Raw genomic sequence first — 16,599 nt, forward strand, 5'->3', positions numbered from 1 at the left:
CGAGTTCGTCCGGGCCGGAGGCTGTTTCGCACGGGCGCCTCACCGTGGTGCCGCGTCCGTGGAAGCAACGGGTAACAGTCGTTGCAGGACATCGGTGATGGTGAGAAGTCCGACGAATTCGCCGGTGTCCGAAGCGGTTACGGTGGCGAGGTGACTGCGGGTCTCCCGCATGATGCGCAGCGCTTCGTAGACCGGAACGGCGGTGGTCAGGGACAGGACCGGGCGCATCAGCTGCCGCGCGGTGGTGGCACCGGCCTGCAGACTGTCGCGGACGTGCACGACCCCTTCGATCCGGGGGCCGTCGCGGACCAGTAACCGCAGGTGTCCCGTTGTGCGTGACGTGGTTTGGATGGTGTCGGGTCCGGCGTCCGGGGTGACGGCGCTGGGTGTGGTGTCGGGGCGCACGATATCGGCGATCGTGAGCTGTTCCAGTTCCAGTGCGCTGGTGAGATTGCCGTGATAACGCTCGTCCAGCGTGCCCGCGGTGGCGGAGTGTTCGACGAGATGGCGTAGCGCGGCCGGATCCTGCCCGGTTTCGACTTCGTCGACGGGGGTGACCCCGACTTTGCGCAGGCACCAGTTGGCGGCCCGGTTGAGTGCGGTCAACAGCGGCCGGGTCAGCCACATGAAGGCACGCATGGGGATGGCCAGGATGGTGGCCGATTTCTCCGGGTGCGCGATAGCCCACGACTTGGGCGCCATCTCGCCGACCACGAGGTGCAAGAACGTCACGACGATGAGCGCGAGAACGAATCCGGCGACGTCGGCTGCCCACAGCGGGACGCCGAAATCCTCGAACAGTGGTGTGAGCCAGTGGTGCACCGCGGGTTTGGTGGTGGCACCCAGAGCGAGTGTGCAGACGGTGATACCGAGCTGGGAGCCGGCCAGCAGTACCGACAGTTCCGCCGAACTCTTCAGCGCCGCGCGGGCTGCGCGGCTGTCGGGGGCGGCGTCCTCGAGGCGGTGGCGCCGAGCGGCGATGAGCGCGAACTCCACGGCGACGAAGAAAGCGCTGGCGGCGATCAGTGCGATGGTGACGGCCACGACAACCCAGGGATTACTCATCGCCGGTGCCCTCCTGTTCGGTATTCACGGTGAGGAACACCGACGAAGGAACATGGTTGTCGATCCTGCGCACCTGCGCGTTCAGACTCCGCCGCGGTGGTGGCCGGTCATCGAGGAAATCGGCGACATCACCGCGCAACGGGATATCGATCCGGTCGCCGACCTCGGGCAATCCGTTGAAAACGGCGATGACGAGTCCGGCGATGGTTTCGTGATCGCCGGTGGGCAGGCTCAGGTCGAGCAGGCGCTCCACCTCGTCGAGATGGACATCGCCGGCCAACAGCCAGCCCTCCCCCTCGGCGACGATATCGCGGGCAGTACCGGGATCGTGCTCATCGGCGATCTCGCCTACGAGTTCTTCGGCAATATCCTCGACCGTGACGATTCCGGCGAAACCACCGTATTCATCGACGACGAGCGCCATTTCCTGCCGCTGCGCGCCGAGCCGCCTCACGACTTCGGGCAACGGCAGTGTTTCGGGCACCAGGACCGCGGGTCGTAGCCGGGCGCCGACGGTACCGCCGGAGTCGCTTCCGAGCAGATCGTGCAGGTGGATCACCCCCTGTAGATCGTCGACGGAGGAACCGACGACCGGGTAGCGGGTGTGTCCGGTGCGCATCCTGGCCAGCACCTCGGCGACCAGGTCATCGATATGCACCGTATCGACCCGGGCGCGGGGGATCATCGCGTGTTCGGCGGTGCTGGTCGGGAAATCCAGGATGCGGTCGAGCAGAGTGGATAGCTCGGGCGGGAGTTCCCCGGCGTCGCGGGAGGCGGCAACGATATGTTCGAGATCGCGCGGGGTGGCCGAATGCTCCACATCGTGCACCGGCTCGATGCGCAACGCCTTCAGCAGCAGATTCGACGACTGGTCGAACAACCGGATCAGCCATCCGAAAACTTTCAGATACACCGCGGTCGAAGCGGCCAGCCGGCGTGCCACCGGTTCGGGCCGGGCGATGGCGAGGTTCTTGGGAACCAGCTCCCCGAACAGCATCTGCACGAGCGTGGAGAAGGCGATGGCCAGAACAGCACCGACGCCGACTCCGACGGCGGTGGGGATACCGACGCCGCCGAGTAGTTCGCCGAGCCCGCGGCCGATGAGCGGTTCGGCGACGTAGCCGACGAGCAGCCCGGTCACGGTGATGCCCAGTTGAGCACCGGAGAGCATGAACGATGTCCGGCGGGTGACCCGCAGTGCGCGTCCGGCGGCCTTGTCACCATCGGTGGCACGGGCTTTGAGCCGTGAGCGGTCCACGGCCATGTAGGCGAATTCCTGGGCGACGAAGTACCCGGTCAACGCGGTGATCGCGAGCACCACGCCGACGCCGAGCACGATATTGAGCACGGTCACCACGACGTGACCTCCGGATGGGCTCCGGGAGGCTGCTCGTCACGGGGCGGCCCGGGTTGTCGATATTTGCGCTTGGCGCGTCTCATCGGCTCTCTCGGTTCGAAGAAAGGGGGTGGGCGTCAGACGTTCACGCCGTAGTCGCGGGCGATCCCCGCCAGCCCCGAGGCGTAGCCCTGCCCGATCGCGCGGAACTTCCATTCCGCACCGTTGCGGTAGAGCTCACCGAAAACCATCGCGGTCTCGGTCGAAGCGTCCTCGGTCAGGTCGTAGCGCGCCAGCTCGGTACCGTTGGCGCGGTCAACGACCCGGATGAACGCGTTGCGTACCTGCCCGAACGACTGCTGGCGCGTATCCGCGTCGTGGATGGAGACGGGGAAGAAGATATTGGTGATCGTCTCGGGCGTGGCCGCCAGGTCGACGTTGATCACCTCGTCGTCGCCCTCGCCCTCGCCGGTGAGGTTGTCACCGGTGTGCTCGATGCTGCCCTCCGGGGAGCGCAGGTTGTTGTAGAACACGAAGTGCTGGTCCGAGACGACCTTGCGCTCCGGGCCGGTGGCGATGGCACTGGCGTCCAGGTCGAATTCCGCACCGGTGGTGGAGCGGACGTCCCAGCCCAGGCCGACCGCAACCGCGGTCAGGTTGGGTGCTTGCTTGGACAGCGAGACATTGCCGCCTTTGGCGAGACTGACGCTCATTTCTGCTACTCCTGATCTCGTACGGTCAACGAATGCCCTGCGTTGTGCTGTGAACTGCCCGCGACGCCCTGGACCGATACCACAGTCCGCCGCCGGGCGGCCGCGCCACCGAGTCGAGTGATCGCGATCCGGCGCCCGCGACCCGGGAGCCGCGCACTGCGGACAGGATGGACATGTGCAGCCCGAACACCCGGCCGGCGCGTACCGGTGCTGTCACGGATTCCCGCGCGTGGACATACAACCCACACTAGCACGCGGCACTGTATGGTTTGTGGGAAGGGAGGTGACCGATGTCGTCCCTACTGAGAATCGGCGAATTCGCCACACGCGCCGAGGTCAGCCCGCGAACGATCGACTACTACACGAGTCTGGGCCTGCTGACCCCGGCCGAACGCACCGCCGGCGGCTATCGTCTCTACGACGACGCCGATATCGCGCGGGTCCACCTGATCCGGCAACTCGAAGCCCAGGGTCTCTCACTCGAGGAGATCACCAAGGCTCTCACCTCCGGAACCGGCGATATCGGCGACGCCTTGGCACGTCTCGACGACGACCTGAAACTCCTGCACTCGGTCGCCGAAACCGCTCCCGCCGAGGTCCACGGCCTGCTGACACTGATCAGCGCTCGCGTCCACTCCCTGATCACCGTGGCGCTGCAGATACCACCCGATATCCCGATCCTGTGAACCGGGACGCCGGCACGAGGAACAACGGCCTGTCCCTCGATGGCCTCGGTGCCCGCACTCCACCGGCACACCGCGGCACGCGCATCGGGCCCGGCTCTCCGGACAGGGGCACGAAGAGGCGTTGTCCGGCCGGCGACAGGTGCCCCCGGCAGCTCGCCACGCCGAGGTCGTGAACGAAACCGCCAGGGGCGCCCGTCATCGCACCGCCCGTATCAGCGGCCGAGTAGACCCTCACCGATATAGCTGCCCGAGCCGACTCCGGGCGGAATCGCGAATACCGCGGAGCCGACCGGGACGGTCCATTCGTTGAGCGCGTCGAATTCGTCGAGGCGTCGCTGAACGGGCACGAACTGGGCAGTGATATCGCGCTGGAACGAGACGAACAGAAGTCCCGAGTTCGATACCTCCCCCGGCGCCGGCGGATCGTCGTAGTTGTAGACGCGCCGGAAGATCCGTTCACCCGGATGGGTGTGGCGGGCGCGGGCGATATGCGCGCTCGGCGGGATGACCGGTATGCCGTTACGGTCGGTCGCCGCGAAATCCGGTTCGTCGGATTCGTGCGTGCCGGTCAGCGGAGCCCCGGTGGCCAGTGTGCGGCCGACGCTGAGTTCGCGGCCCGGCCGGTCCAGTTCGTCCCAGGTGTCCAGTTCCATCCGGATCCGCCGCAACACCATCGAGGTCCCGTCACGCATCCAGGACCGGTCGCTGCCGTCGTCCCACACCAGGGGATCGAAATCCGCGGTGCCGGGCTCCGGATTGGTCGTACCGTCCACCTGGCCCATCAGATTGCGCATCGTGGTCCCCGGGGCCTCGGTGCCCCGGGCCCGGCGGAATCCGCGCTGTATCCACCGCACAGTGACCAGTGACCTGACGTTCTTCACCAGAACCCGCACCGCGTGCGCGACCGTGACCGGATCGTCGGAACACACCTGCAGACCCAGATCTGCACCGGTGTAGGCCGGATCGAGGCGGTCGATCGAGAACGCGGGCAGCGGCATCAGCCACGCTGGCGCGGCCTCCGGCCGGCCGAGTGCCGCGAAGACGCCCGGTCCGTAACCTATGGTCACGGTGAGCCGGGCCGGCGCGGCGGCCAGTTCGGGTTCGGTATCCGCGAGTGCGGGCCGGCCCTGGGTGAGCCGGGCGATATCGGCGGTCCAGACCTTCATGATGCCGATCAGCTCGGCGGGACCGACCCGCGGCAACAGATCGAGGCCGACGAACAACGCATGCGCTTGCGGCGGCGTGGTCGCGATCCCGGCTTGGCGCGGGCCGTCCCAGGCGACGGTGTCGGTTCCGGTGGCGGCCGCCGCCGGCCGGCTCCCGTCGGCGACCCCGTAGATTCCCGCACCGACTCCCGCGGCACCGACGGCGGCGGCACTCGAACCGAGCAGCCGCCGCCGGGTCATCGTTCGCCGCCGCGGTTCCCGCTCACCCACCGTGTGCGGGGGTCGACGGGGCGGCCGGGGCGCCGGCGGGATGGCCGCCGCCCGGTTGGTAGTTCTCCTGTGCACCCGCGAAATCCCGGACCTGTGCGGTGAATGTCTTGGTGGACCGGTCCTCGAATTCGAGCGTGATCTCGGTTTCCGCACCGGGGGTGAGCGGAGCGAGCAGATCCATCAGCATCAGATGGTCGCCACCGGCCGCGAGCGTGTAGGTCCCACCGGCGGGGATGACGAAACCTCCGGCCTTCGGCCGCATCACCGGTGCACCGGTATCTCCCGGGGCGATCTCGTGGAGCTCGGACCATCCGGCCGCCGGTGAGGACGCGGCGACCACGCGAACCTCGGTATCGGCGGAATTGCGGAATTCGGCGAAAGCCGCCGTCATCCCGGAATCGGCGGCCTTCACCCACTGTTCGTGGACGACCACCGAATCGGCCTGCCGGCCCATGGATTCGGCATTGTCGGTGGAACACGCGCCCGAGAGGGCGGCGGCACAGGACAGCGCCGCCGCGAAGGCGCCGCGTCGGATAGATGTTTTCATGTGTGATCACTTTCGGAAATCGGATGGGCGCGTCATTCCCGGATCGCGGGTCGCGGCACAAGGGCACAAGGGCACAAGGGCACAAGGGCACAAGGGCACAAGGGCACAAGGGCACAAGGGCACAGCGAGTACACGGATCGCGCCTGCGGATATCGAGTGACGAGACAGCCCGCGGGCGAGGACGCGCAGTTTCGGTGGGGTCGAGACCTCGTTCATGTCTCGACTCGTCGTCAGGCGGAAACGTTCTGCCACTGCCGCTTTACGGCTTCGAGCACGGTCGGTCCCGGAGCGGGCCGGCGATGTCACTGCCGGAGGCCGCTCGGCGCTACAGCCGGCGGCTGATCGATGGCCGATCGGCGGCCCTGCCGAAAGCCGGCCGGTGCGGTAGCCGGCAACCCGTTGTTCCGTAGCTCTACCGTCCTGCTCGGCGTTTCGCGAGTGGCGGATCAGGCGGCGAAAGGAGGTCCGCGGGTGCCGGTGCCGGAGAGATCGAAAAGCCGCGGTGTGCGGACGACCCGATACATCGTCACCGGCACGCACAGCGTCCGGTCGATGGGGCCGGGCGCCGGGGCCGGCACTACGCGCCGGAGGGTGGATGCCGCCCAGCGGGAACCGCGCTCGGCGGCATCGACGAGATAGGCGCCCGCGACAACCGCCACCAGATGTGCCCAGAACATCCGGCCGTCGGCCGGGTCGCCGTGCGGGTGCGTATCCATCAGCGACAACGCGAGATGACCGAACGCCTGCGCGGCCGCGAGCGCCCCCATCAATCGAACGCGCGATATTCCGCGCATCGATCCGGTCACCCAGCCGATGGCTGCGCATACGGAGACAAGAAGCAGGAAACCGGCTTCGGACGGAAGCGCTCCACCGCCGGCGCTGTGCGCCGCGGCCGTGACGATCGCCGACAGCGCACCGACGGATGCGCCACGCAGTACGTGATTCACATCCGGCGCCATATCGGAAGTTTAGCTTCTACTACCGGATGTAGTTGAATCGGCAGGCACCGCAGCGGATCGGCGCACCGTGCTGCAGCGGACCCGCAACGGACTGCACACGCCGTACACCGCGCAACGGTCGTATGGACCGTCGAAGCTTTCTCGCGCGGCCCGATCTCATTCCATCCCTGGACCGACCTGAACGCGGTTCGTCCGACGAGAAAACGGCGGGCAGTCGACCGGCGAACAGGCCGAACACGACTCGTCACGGGATCGCGGTTTGCGTTCGACGTGGCCCGTACGGCATCTTTGCACCAGGAGAGCCGGGAAGCCTGGTCGGCATACCCGGCTTTCACGTGGGCCGGGTCGACACCGACGAAAGAGGCCCCGCGCCGATGAGCTCACCTCCACCCCCTACCTCAGGCTCCTGGCCCGGGATACGGCGGATCACCGCCGTCCCGCGCACAGAGACCGCTGCCACCCCTCGGCAACGGCGGCATCCCCGACATCTACGGGCAAGGGGTCCGACCATGCCGCCGCATCTTTCGGAACCGCCACGTATCGGAAAGGGACGGCAGGCCAATGGAAACGGCTATCTGAACACCTCCAGCAGTGAAGTCATCGGCCTGTGGTGCACCCGGCAACTCCAGGAATGGGACACTGCCCACCGGCGGTGGACCATCATGACTTCGGCCGGCCCCACCCGGGTCGTGGCCCTCGGCCATGAACACGAGCCGGGGCCAACGGTTGTGGTGATCCCGGGAACGAATATGAACACCGCGGCCTCGCTCCCCTTTCTGGCGAGACTGGCGACGCGCCACCGGGTCATCGCCCTCGATGTACCGGGCCAGCCCGGTCTCAGCGCGCCACAACGACCACGTAAAGACCGGCTCGCCTGGTACGGGCACTGGATCGGCGAAGCGCTCGAGCAGACCGTGCCCGACACGGCCGTACTGCTCGGGCATTCGCTGGGTGGCGCGATCGCCTTGGCCTGCCCACCCCGACGAGTCGCCGGCCGAGTACTGGTGGCGCCGGCCGGGTTGGTTCGCCTGAAAGTACCGCCACGCCTGCTCGCGGCAACCATGACCTGGCTCGCCGCGCCCGCACACGACCGCACACAACGCCTCCTGCGCCTGATGACAGGCCCGGAGCAGACTGTGGCACCGCACCTGACGGAGTGGATGACTCTTGTCGCCCGCTACTGTCGGACCACCCTGGCGCCCGCCCCACTGGCTCCCGCAGTGCTCGAGCGATGCCGGTCGGCACCGTGTGTGGTGGCCACCGGCTCCCACGACATCTTCCTGCCACCCGACCGGCTGGAACCCGCCGTCCGCGAACTGCTCGGAAGCGAACTACACGTGCTCGAGGGCTGTGGACACCTGGCCTTCGACGACGACCCGGCCGGTGTCGTGGCACTGGTGGACGATCTCACCGGACGCCTGTGATATCGACCGACCGGCCGGACAGCGTCGGAGTAGGCCGAATCGGATTGCCTCGGCAGTGCTGGGTTGCCCAACCGGGGCAGCACTGCCCCGGCCGTGCCGCGTGCACCTTCGGGACCGGCATCGACCACCCACTGTCGTGGCAGATCAGCGCGCAGATCAGTCGGGAAACATTTCGCGGCGGTGCTTCTGCCAGCGGCCCATCATCTCGGGAAGTTCGGCGCGCATGAACCGATAGAACTCCAGCGTTTCGCGGACCCGACGGCCGCCGGGACGAGCGGCGTCGAGCAGTTCGACCCCCTCGCCGAGAAACCGCAGGGCCCGGTCGAGAGATTCCTGACGCTGACCGGTGATCGCGGACCAGACATCCTCGTCGTACACACGATACGTGTCGGCACGCGCGCCGGGTTCGCGTTCGCGGCCGAGCAACCCGGCTTGGACGAGGTAGCGGACGGCGCCCGAGATCGCGGCGGGACTGACCTGCAACCCGGTCGATAGTTCTTGGGCGGTGTAGCGCTCGGCATCGTCGGCGAGGACGTAGGCGAAGACCCGCGCCGCCATCCGCGGTGTGCCCGAGTCCGCCAGCAACAGCGCGAACTGCTCGACGAACCGCAGGACCGCCTGTTCCTGCTGGTCCTGCTCGTCCACCCAGACCTCCTCTACCCCTATCGGCACATGCAGCTACATCATAGCCTTCAAACTATTCACACATTTGTGAAAGAAATGTACGCTGAGGGGTATGGATACCGCCGTCGCAATCTCCGAGTTGCGCAAGACTTTTGGCCGCACCACCGCGCTCGACGGCCTGGACCTGGACGTCCGGCGAGGCGAGGTCCACGGCTTCCTCGGCCCGAACGGCGCCGGGAAGACCACGACCATCCGGGTCCTACTCGGACTTCTACGCCCCGACAGCGGCTCGGTCGAACTACTGGGCGGGGATCCCTGGCGGGACGCGGTCGCGTTGCATCGCCGCCTGGCCTACGTCCCCGGCGATGTGGAACTGTGGCCGAACCTCACCGGCGGAGAGGCGATCGACGTATTCGCCCGGCTGCGAGGCGCGGTGAACACGACCCGTCGCGAAGAGCTGATCGAACGGTTCGACCTGGACCCGACGAAGAAGGCCCGCACCTACTCGAAGGGCAACCGGCAGAAGGTCGCGCTGATCGCGGCCCTGGCCTCGGACGCGGATCTGTTCCTGCTCGACGAACCCACCGCCGGGCTCGACCCCTTGATGGAAGTGGTGTTCCAGGATGTGGTCGCCGAGGTGAAGGCCCGGGGCGGTACGGTTCTGCTGTCCAGCCACATCCTGGCGCAGGTCGAGAAACTCGCCGACCGGGTGAGCATCATCCGCAGCGGTCGGGTCGTGCAGACGGGCACCCTCAGCGAGCTCCGGCACCTGACCCGCACCACGGTCGAAGCCGTGACCGAACGCCCGGTCGGGGACCTGAGCGCGCTGGCCGGCGTCCACAATGTGATCGCCGAGGACGGCCGGGTCCGTTTCGATGTCGATACCGACGCACTCGACGCCGCCATCGCGGCGGTCAGCCGCGCCGGGGTTCGCGCGCTCACCAGCCACCCGCCCACGCTCGAAGAGCTCATGCTGCGCCATTACGGCGACGAACTCACCGCCGCAGGCAACGGAGCAGGCGAATGACGACCACGACAATACATTCCGGCACACCCGCCGCGGCCCCGATCGATCCGCAGCAGACCACCTGGCGCGACACTCTGGCCGGTACCGGCGCGCTGGTACGGCTCGATCTGCGGCGGGACCGGATCAAGCTCCCCGCATGGGTCCTCGGCATCACGCTGATGAGCGTCTACTACGCCTCGGCACTGCAGCAGGTATACACAACTCCCGAAGACCTGCGGGCCGTCAGCCAGTTCAGCGAGGGCGTCGTCGGCGCGCTGATCTCCGGCCCCGGATACGGCGTGGCCGATCCCACCATCGAATCGGTGATCGTCGCCGTCTACGGCCTGTACTACCTGCTGCTCGCCGCGCTGATGAATATCCTGCTCATCTCCCGGCACACCCGCGTCGAAGAACAGACCGGACGTGCCGAACTCGTCCGCGCCAATGCCGTCGGCCGCCATGCCCAGCTCACCGCCGCACTCGTCCTCGCGGTCATCGCGAACCTCGCGGTGACCCTGCTGATCGCCGGTTCGTTCGCCGCGGCCGGACTCGATACCTCCGACGCCCTACTGTTCGGTGCCAGTGTCGGTGCGGCGGGCTTGATCTTCGCCGCGATCACCGCGGTCACCGTGCAGATCACCGAATACTCCCGCGCCGCATCCGGGCTCGCGGGTCTGGCACTGGGCATCGCCTATGTCATCCGCGCGGCCGGCGATGCCGTCCGGGAAGGTGGCAGCGCGTTGTCGTGGCTGTCCCCGCTGGCCTGGTCACAGCAGACCCGCGCCTACGCCGACGGGCGTTGGTGGCCGCTGCTGCTTTCGGCCACGCTGGTTCTGGCAGTCACCGCGGTGGCCTATTTCCTCTCCTCGCGCCGCGACCTCGGTGCCGGGCTGGTACCGCCGCGTCCCGGCCACCGGGCGGCGCCCGCCTGGCTGGCCACACCGGTAGCGTTGGCGGCACGCCTGCAACGGGCCGGGCTCATCGGCTGGACTTGTGCCCTGGTGGCCAGTGGCGCGCTCTACGGCGGGATCGGCAATACCATCGTCGATTCCTTCGACGACCTGCCCGACCAGGTCGTCGACGTCATGGGCGGCGATGCGAGCCGTATGCTCGACGGCTACCTCGGCACGATGGCGTTCTTCGACGCCCTGCTGGTCACGGTTTTCGCGATCCTCGCCGTGCAATCCCTGCGCACCGAGGAAACCACCGGCCGCACCGAACCGGTGCTCGCCACCGCGACCGGCCGGGTGGTCTGGTTCACCGGGTACATCGGCGTCGCGGCGCTCGGCGTGCTCGCCCTGCTAGCCACGACCGGCCTGGCATTCGGGATTGCGCTGGCCCTGTCGGTCGGCGACGCCGGCTACGTGGTCGACGGCCTCGTATCCCACCTCGTATTCGCGCCCGCGGTGTTGCTCGTACTGGCGATTGCCGCACTGCTCTACGGCATCCTCCCACAGGCGATCGGCGCCACCTGGGCTCTGTTCGGGGTCGCCCTGGTCCTCGGTTTCTTCGGCCCGATCATGAACCTGCCGCAGTGGGTCCATGATCTGTCCCCGTTCCAGCACGTGGCGCGTATTCCGATGGAGGAGCTGCGCTGGCCGGCGTTGATCGTGCTGACCGTCCTTGCGGCCGTATCCGCTGCCGTCGGCGCCTACCGATTCCGGGAGCGCGATCTGGACGCGACATGACCGCGCCGGCCGCCGGAACACACGATTTGCCGGTCACCGGAAAACGGCCGGGAAGCCGCCTGCCCGGCGCGAAGTTTCGCGCCGGGCAGGCGGGGTCACACTTGTCAGGATGCGGTTGTCACCGGTTCCCCGGCAGTAGCGGCGACAGGGCGCCGGCCGAAGTACAACAGCCCGGCGGCAAGAGCACCGACGAACAATGCGAGCATGCCCGCGAGCAGCCAGCCGACCCCGAAGTTGGCGATGATCGGAATCGCCCCGGCGGTGACGAGACCGCCCCCGAAGAACGGTTCCAGGATCAGCTGCTTGTATCCGAACGCCTGATACGCCGGGGTTTTCAGATCCGGGTCGACCACCCGCAGCAGGATCAGCCCGGTGGAGGTCACCCCCATGGCCTGGCCGACATCGGCGATTCCGCGTTCGAACCAGAAATCCGGCAGCATCCGGCGCGCCAGGAAGATGAACGCCCCGGCGGTCCATACCAGTCCGGTGACAGCCAGCAGGATGAACGGCCCCATATTCGCCGCGATCGCCGTCAGCGACAAGGTTCCCAGTGCGGCGATGACCAGTACATCGAGACTGAAACCCTGCAGGCGCTCGATCATCTGCACGTCCACGATCTCCTCGCGGTCGAACGCCTGGATCAATCCCTGCACGATGATCCCGCCAATCATGGCGATCGGGAACAGCGGGACGTGAGCGAACAGTTCGAAGCTGTCGGCCCACAGCTTCGACTCCACCCACTGCACCCCTTCCAGCATCAGCCACCCGATCAGCACCGCCACCGCCAGCAACCCGAAATGCAGAGTCAACGGCTCGATCGATGAGGGATTCACTGTCAGCGTTCCCGCGGAACGACGCCGCTCCTTCTCCACCAGACCCGCACGCTCGGCAACCGAAGGCTGCGCATCTACCCGCAATTCGGTGGTCTTACCGGTGCGCACACCCCAGTTGATCAACGCGATGCCGCAGATGATGCCGGACAAAACGCCCACTGTTGCCAGCCCCAGTGCCAGGTCCTGTCCCTCGGGGAATCCGAATTCCTCGAAGGTGCCGGCCATACCCGCGGCGGTGCCGTGCCCACCTTCGAAACCGATCTCGATCAGCGTGCCTGCCATCGCCGGCAGCCCGAACACCGGCCCGAGCACCAGAATCGCCAGCAGCAAACCGAACACGTACTGGCCGCTGGCCACCGTCATTCCGAAAGCGATCTGCGGCCCGGCCACCCGGAACGCTTTCTTCGGCGACGGCAGCTTGTGCCCCATCAACAGTCCGGCGAAAACCAGCGAGATCAACAGGCCCGGAAGGGTTTTCCACACCTCGATGATCTCCGGGGTCAGCAGCCCCGACTCGGCGAACCGGTCGGTTCCGAACAACCCGGCGATCCGGCCGAAGACATCCGGCCCGATCAGCAGAGCCAGCGCCCCGCCGATGATCGAACTGGGAATGAACAACTTCTGCGCCAATCGCCACTTGACTCTGATGATCTTGGCGACCAACATCAACACACCCAGCAACAACAGTGCGAACCCGATTGCATTGGGAGACATACCCACCCGCTTTCTCGAAGACGATCCGGGCGGGGCTTCGCAGTGGCCGAGCGTGAGCACCGCACCAAATCTTACCGTTGGTTGACGGTACGATACGCAACGGTCCATCATTCTGTAAACCTGCCACTGGCGGGAACACCTGTCGGCACAGTAGAGGAGAGCGACCAGGCTACGTCCCGACGGCTGCGCATTTCTGGCTTTTCGATCACCTCTGGTCGCCCGGACTACCCGAGTATCCCGCCCTGGAAGCATGGACGACCGCGACCGCACTACTCGCCGGCACCACGACGTTGCGAGTAGGAGCCTTGGTGTTGTGCAACAACTTCCGGCGTCCGGCGGTACTGGGCCGGATGGCGACCTCGTCGGATGTGATCTCCGGCGGACGGCTCGAGTTCGGGCTCGGTAGCGGATCCATTCCCGGAGAACATCGCCAGGCAGAGCTGCCATGGGGTTCGGCGGGCGAGCGCGCCGAATGCACCCGCATCGGCCGCGACCCAGCCACGATCCGCCACTCCCGTCAGGCGGTACTGGCCATTGCCGAGAACGAGCGCGAACTCCCTGGGGTCCGGGCTCGGGCACACCGGCATTACGGAGCCGAAGCGTTCGCCCTCGACGAGGGCTACGTCGGCACGCCGGCCATGCTGGTGGATCGGCTGACCGAACGCGCGGGACAGGGAATGGATTCGGTGATCTTCATGACCGGGGCGAAACCGGCGGCAGCGAGAATGGAGTTGTTCGCGGCCGAGGTCATACCGCACCTACCGAACTGAAAGTGCCACAGCGCCCACCTCGAGTCCCGAACGAACCTGCCCGCACGTTGTCCGGCACCACCCCGCGGCTCGTTGCGCAACGCCCTGTCGTGACCCGGCCGGCAACGGCGGCGATTCAACACCGCGCAATCGGCGGCCCGCGGCGAGTGCCGCACCGCGGTCGAACTCCGGGCGTTGCGTTCGCACCGCCGGCGTCCGGCGCCGGTCGGCGTCACTTGGCGCTGCGGGCCCGGCTGCCGAGCAGGAATTCCGACATCGCTTTCGCGACGATCTCGGGCTGGTCCAGCATGGACAGCACGTAGGCGTCCGGGATCTCGACCAGCCCGGCCGCCGGAATCAGCTCTGCCAGTCGCCGGCCGTGGTCGCGCGGCATCACTTTGCCGGCCGACGACCACAGCACGAGTGCCGCACCGCGGAATCGGCGCAGTTCTTCGGTGTGTGCAATGAGTTCGCGGGCAGGGAACCCCGACCGGGTGTAGGCGAGCAGATCGCGGCGGATTCGCGCGTCTCGCAGGCCCGGTTCGGTCCAATCGCGGACCAGATCGTCGGGGATCGGGTAACGCGCCATCCAGCCGAACAGCAGCGGTGTGCGGCGCAACCACCGCACTCGCAGTTGCCGCAGCGCCAGGGTGACCCCGCCCGGAACCCGGCTCGCGACGGTGGCGAGTTTGCCGGGGAGTCCGGGCGGGAAGTTGCCGAATGCCTCGCACGGCAGGATCACGAGCCCGCCGACGCGTTCGTCCAGGCCGTAGGCGGTGAGGAACAGGGCGCCGCCCCAGTCGCTGTGGACGAGGACGACATCGTGCAGGTCGAGCGCGGCCAGGAAGTCCGCGACCAGGCGATTCAGCCCCTTCATACTCAGGTCGGCGCCCGGCTCGAGCGGGATCGAGTGGGCTCCCAGCGGCAGGTCGGGCCGGATATAGCGGAAGCCCGGCGGTAACAACGGAAGCACCCTGTCCCAAACGGTGTGGTTCATCAGCAAGCCGTGTAGCAGCACCACCGGTGGACCGTCGCCGTGTTCCACATAGTGCATCCGGCCTGCGGGGATATCGACTGTCGGCATTTCCGTCCCCTTTCGAGCGATCGCTCTAGAGTGATTGCTCTAGTCTGGAACGGTGACCGAGAAGATGTCAACCACCGGAACCCGCGAGCGACTGGTGACCGCAACGATCGAACTCCTGCGCACCCGCGGTTACAGCGGCACCAGCGTCAAACAGATCAGTGCCGCGGCGAACGCGCCGATGGGATCGCTCTATCACCACTTCCCCGGCGGCAAACCCGAACTGGCGGCCGCCGCCCTACGGGACGCGGGGGTGGCCTACGGGCAGCTGATCCCGCTGCTGCTCGACCCCTACGCCGATCTGCGGGAAGCCTTGCCCGCCGCCTTCACCACGGCCGCCGAGCAAATCGAGCAGACCGGGTGGATCAATATGTGCCCGGTGGGCACTGTCGCGGGCGAAATCGCCGACGCCGAGCCGGAACTGCGCGCGGTGGCCGCGGAGATCATCGCGTCGTGGATCGAAGACGGGACCGCATATTTCACCGGCCGGGGTCTGCCCGAGGACACCGCACGCGAACTGATCCTGGGCACCCTCACCGCCCTCGAGGGCGCTTTCGTCCTGAGCCGCACCCTGCGCTCCACCGAACCACTCCACGCCGCGGGCCGGGCGATGAGCGCACGACTGTCCCAGCTCACCGTCCGGGACCGCTAGGCAGTGCGGGATGTAATCCACCAGGTATTCCGGCCGCCCGACAGCTCACCGCCGACAGTCACGGCTGCCTCCGGCCGCCCGGGCGGCGCGGGCCGGCACACCGAACTCGCCGCGTCGGCTCAACCCAGGTCGGCGAAGGAGCCGCCGCGGCCCGCGCCGTCGGCGAAGCGCCGGGCGCCGGTGGCGGCGTCGGTGAGGGAAATCAGTCCGTGTTCCCATTCGTTGGACAGGGCTTCCGGTTCGGTCATACCTTCCTGCTCGAGCAGGGAGAGCCGGTCCTGGCGGGCGCAGGTCTGGGGGAAGCGGGCGATCTCGGCGGCCAGTTCCTCGGCGGCCACGCGTTCGGTACCGGCGGGCACCACCCGGTTCACCAGTCCCATGGACAGGGCTTCCGCCGCGTCCACCGGCCGGCCGGTGAGTACCAGGTCCATGGCTCGCCCGGTACCGATCAGCCGGGGCAGGCGCACGGTGCCGCCGTCGATCAGCGGCACGCCCCAGCGGCGGCAGAAGACACCGAACACCGCGTCCTCGGCTGCGACCCGCATATCGCACCAGATCGCCAGCTCCAAACCGCCGGCGACGGCGTGCCCGGCGACCGCGGCGATCACGGGTTTACCGAGCCGCATCCGGCTCGGCCCCATCGGGCCGGGGCCGTCGGGCGCCAACCGGTTTCCCCGGTCGGTGCCCACCGACTTCAGATCCGCTCCGGCACAGAAGGTTCCGCCCTCGCCCCACAGCACGGCCACCGCGGCCGATTCGTCTTGGTCGAATTCGGTGAACGCGTCGTACAGTGCCGCGCCGGTCGGGCCGTCCACGGCATTGCGAGCTTCGGGGCGCGACAGGATCACGGTGAAAACCGGGCCCTCGCGTTCGATACGTACTGCTGGAAGAGTCACGGAAGCTCCTTGCCTGAATAGATCCCTACGCTACGCCGACCGTGGCTACGGTGAATGCGACTCAACCAACAGTGCCCGTTGCACGGCTACCGGGCCGACCGGAGCACGGCCCGCCCGAGGAGATCGCGGTCGAGAACCTCCGCTCGGCATCCCGCGACTGTCGCTTCGTAGCGCCGACGGCCGCTTACGG

At 67.5% G+C, this 16,599-nt stretch carries 16 protein-coding genes; 6 read left to right on the top strand and 10 right to left on the bottom strand.

Features of this window, described 5'->3' with window-relative positions:
- Positions 1–39: 39 nt before the first annotated feature.
- The 3 genes from IU448_RS24675 to IU448_RS24685 form a co-directional block, all read right to left on the bottom strand.
- Positions 40–1,065, bottom strand: coding sequence for a hemolysin family protein (locus IU448_RS24675; protein WP_195058086.1), 1,026 nt, complete (start codon positions 1,063–1,065; stop codon positions 40–42).
- On the bottom strand, positions 1,058–2,422 hold the full coding sequence (locus IU448_RS24680) for a hemolysin family protein (protein WP_195058087.1): 1,365 nt from the start codon (positions 2,420–2,422) through the stop codon (positions 1,058–1,060). Before IU448_RS24680 ends, IU448_RS24675 begins: the two co-directional genes overlap by 8 nt.
- Positions 2,423–2,538: 116 nt before the next feature.
- Positions 2,539–3,114 carry a TerD family protein gene (locus tag IU448_RS24685; protein WP_195058088.1) on the bottom strand — a complete coding sequence of 192 codons (576 nt, stop codon included), beginning with the start codon at positions 3,112–3,114 and terminating at the stop codon, positions 2,539–2,541.
- A 290-nt stretch (positions 3,115–3,404) separates the two neighbouring features.
- Between IU448_RS24685 and IU448_RS24690 the strand changes: the two genes are divergently transcribed.
- Positions 3,405–3,800 (top strand): MerR family transcriptional regulator, encoded by a 396-nt coding sequence (locus IU448_RS24690; protein ID WP_195058089.1) that lies wholly within the window; start codon positions 3,405–3,407, stop codon positions 3,798–3,800.
- Positions 3,801–4,012: 212 nt separating this feature from the next.
- Here IU448_RS24690 and IU448_RS24695 read toward each other — a convergent pair whose 3' ends face one another.
- The 3 genes from IU448_RS24695 to IU448_RS24705 all read right to left on the bottom strand — a co-directional run bounded on the left by IU448_RS24695 (position 4,013) and on the right by IU448_RS24705 (position 6,742).
- Positions 4,013–5,206, bottom strand: a complete 1,194-nt coding sequence (locus IU448_RS24695) for a Dyp-type peroxidase (RefSeq protein ID WP_195058090.1) — start codon at positions 5,204–5,206, stop codon at positions 4,013–4,015.
- Between the two features lie 22 nt (positions 5,207–5,228).
- Entirely contained in the window at positions 5,229–5,783 is a 555-nt protein-coding gene (locus tag IU448_RS24700) for a copper chaperone PCu(A)C (RefSeq protein WP_195058091.1), read from the bottom strand.
- A gap of 446 nt (positions 5,784–6,229) precedes the next feature.
- The gene (locus tag IU448_RS24705; protein ID WP_195058092.1) at positions 6,230–6,742 is read right to left on the bottom strand and encodes a hypothetical protein; all 513 of its coding nucleotides are present in this window, start codon (positions 6,740–6,742) and stop codon (positions 6,230–6,232) included.
- Positions 6,743–7,251: 509 nt separating this feature from the next.
- Between IU448_RS24705 and IU448_RS24710 the strand changes: the two genes are divergently transcribed.
- A complete protein-coding gene (locus IU448_RS24710; RefSeq protein WP_195058093.1) occupies positions 7,252–8,166 on the top strand; it encodes an alpha/beta fold hydrolase in 915 nt (304 codons plus the stop codon).
- Between the two features lie 156 nt (positions 8,167–8,322).
- Here the strand turns inward: IU448_RS24710 and IU448_RS24715 are convergent, their stop codons facing one another.
- Positions 8,323–8,838, bottom strand: a complete 516-nt coding sequence (locus IU448_RS24715) for a GbsR/MarR family transcriptional regulator (RefSeq protein ID WP_280458044.1) — start codon at positions 8,836–8,838, stop codon at positions 8,323–8,325.
- A gap of 64 nt (positions 8,839–8,902) precedes the next feature.
- On the opposite strand from IU448_RS24715, the gene IU448_RS24720 reads away from it, so the two are divergent.
- The gene (locus IU448_RS24720; protein WP_195058094.1) at positions 8,903–9,817 is read left to right on the top strand and encodes an ABC transporter ATP-binding protein; all 915 of its coding nucleotides are present in this window, start codon (positions 8,903–8,905) and stop codon (positions 9,815–9,817) included.
- A complete protein-coding gene (locus IU448_RS24725) occupies positions 9,814–11,484 on the top strand; it encodes an ABC transporter permease (RefSeq protein WP_228814200.1) in 1,671 nt (556 codons plus the stop codon). Before IU448_RS24720 ends, IU448_RS24725 begins: the two co-directional genes overlap by 4 nt.
- A 104-nt stretch (positions 11,485–11,588) precedes the next feature.
- Here IU448_RS24725 and IU448_RS24730 read toward each other — a convergent pair whose 3' ends face one another.
- On the bottom strand, positions 11,589–13,031 hold the full coding sequence (locus IU448_RS24730) for a sodium/glutamate symporter (RefSeq protein WP_195058095.1): 1,443 nt from the start codon (positions 13,029–13,031) through the stop codon (positions 11,589–11,591).
- Between the two features lie 77 nt (positions 13,032–13,108).
- Between IU448_RS24730 and IU448_RS24735 the strand changes: the two genes are divergently transcribed.
- A complete protein-coding gene (locus tag IU448_RS24735; RefSeq protein WP_228814202.1) occupies positions 13,109–13,801 on the top strand; it encodes an LLM class flavin-dependent oxidoreductase in 693 nt (230 codons plus the stop codon).
- A 211-nt stretch (positions 13,802–14,012) separates the two neighbouring features.
- On the opposite strand, the gene IU448_RS24740 is transcribed toward IU448_RS24735, so the two are convergent.
- Positions 14,013–14,864, bottom strand: coding sequence for an alpha/beta fold hydrolase (locus tag IU448_RS24740; RefSeq protein ID WP_195058096.1), 852 nt, complete (start codon positions 14,862–14,864; stop codon positions 14,013–14,015).
- A gap of 52 nt (positions 14,865–14,916) precedes the next feature.
- On the opposite strand from IU448_RS24740, the gene IU448_RS24745 reads away from it, so the two are divergent.
- Positions 14,917–15,513 (top strand): TetR/AcrR family transcriptional regulator, encoded by a 597-nt coding sequence (locus IU448_RS24745; protein WP_324188707.1) that lies wholly within the window; start codon positions 14,917–14,919, stop codon positions 15,511–15,513.
- 119 nt (positions 15,514–15,632) lie between these two features.
- Here the strand turns inward: IU448_RS24745 and IU448_RS24750 are convergent, their stop codons facing one another.
- On the bottom strand, positions 15,633–16,409 hold the full coding sequence (locus IU448_RS24750) for a crotonase/enoyl-CoA hydratase family protein (protein ID WP_195058097.1): 777 nt from the start codon (positions 16,407–16,409) through the stop codon (positions 15,633–15,635).
- Positions 16,410–16,599 lie beyond the last annotated feature (190 nt).

Source organism: Nocardia flavorosea, from assembly GCF_015477805.1.
Taxonomy (GTDB): Bacteria; Actinomycetota; Actinomycetes; order Mycobacteriales; family Mycobacteriaceae; genus Nocardia; species Nocardia flavorosea_A.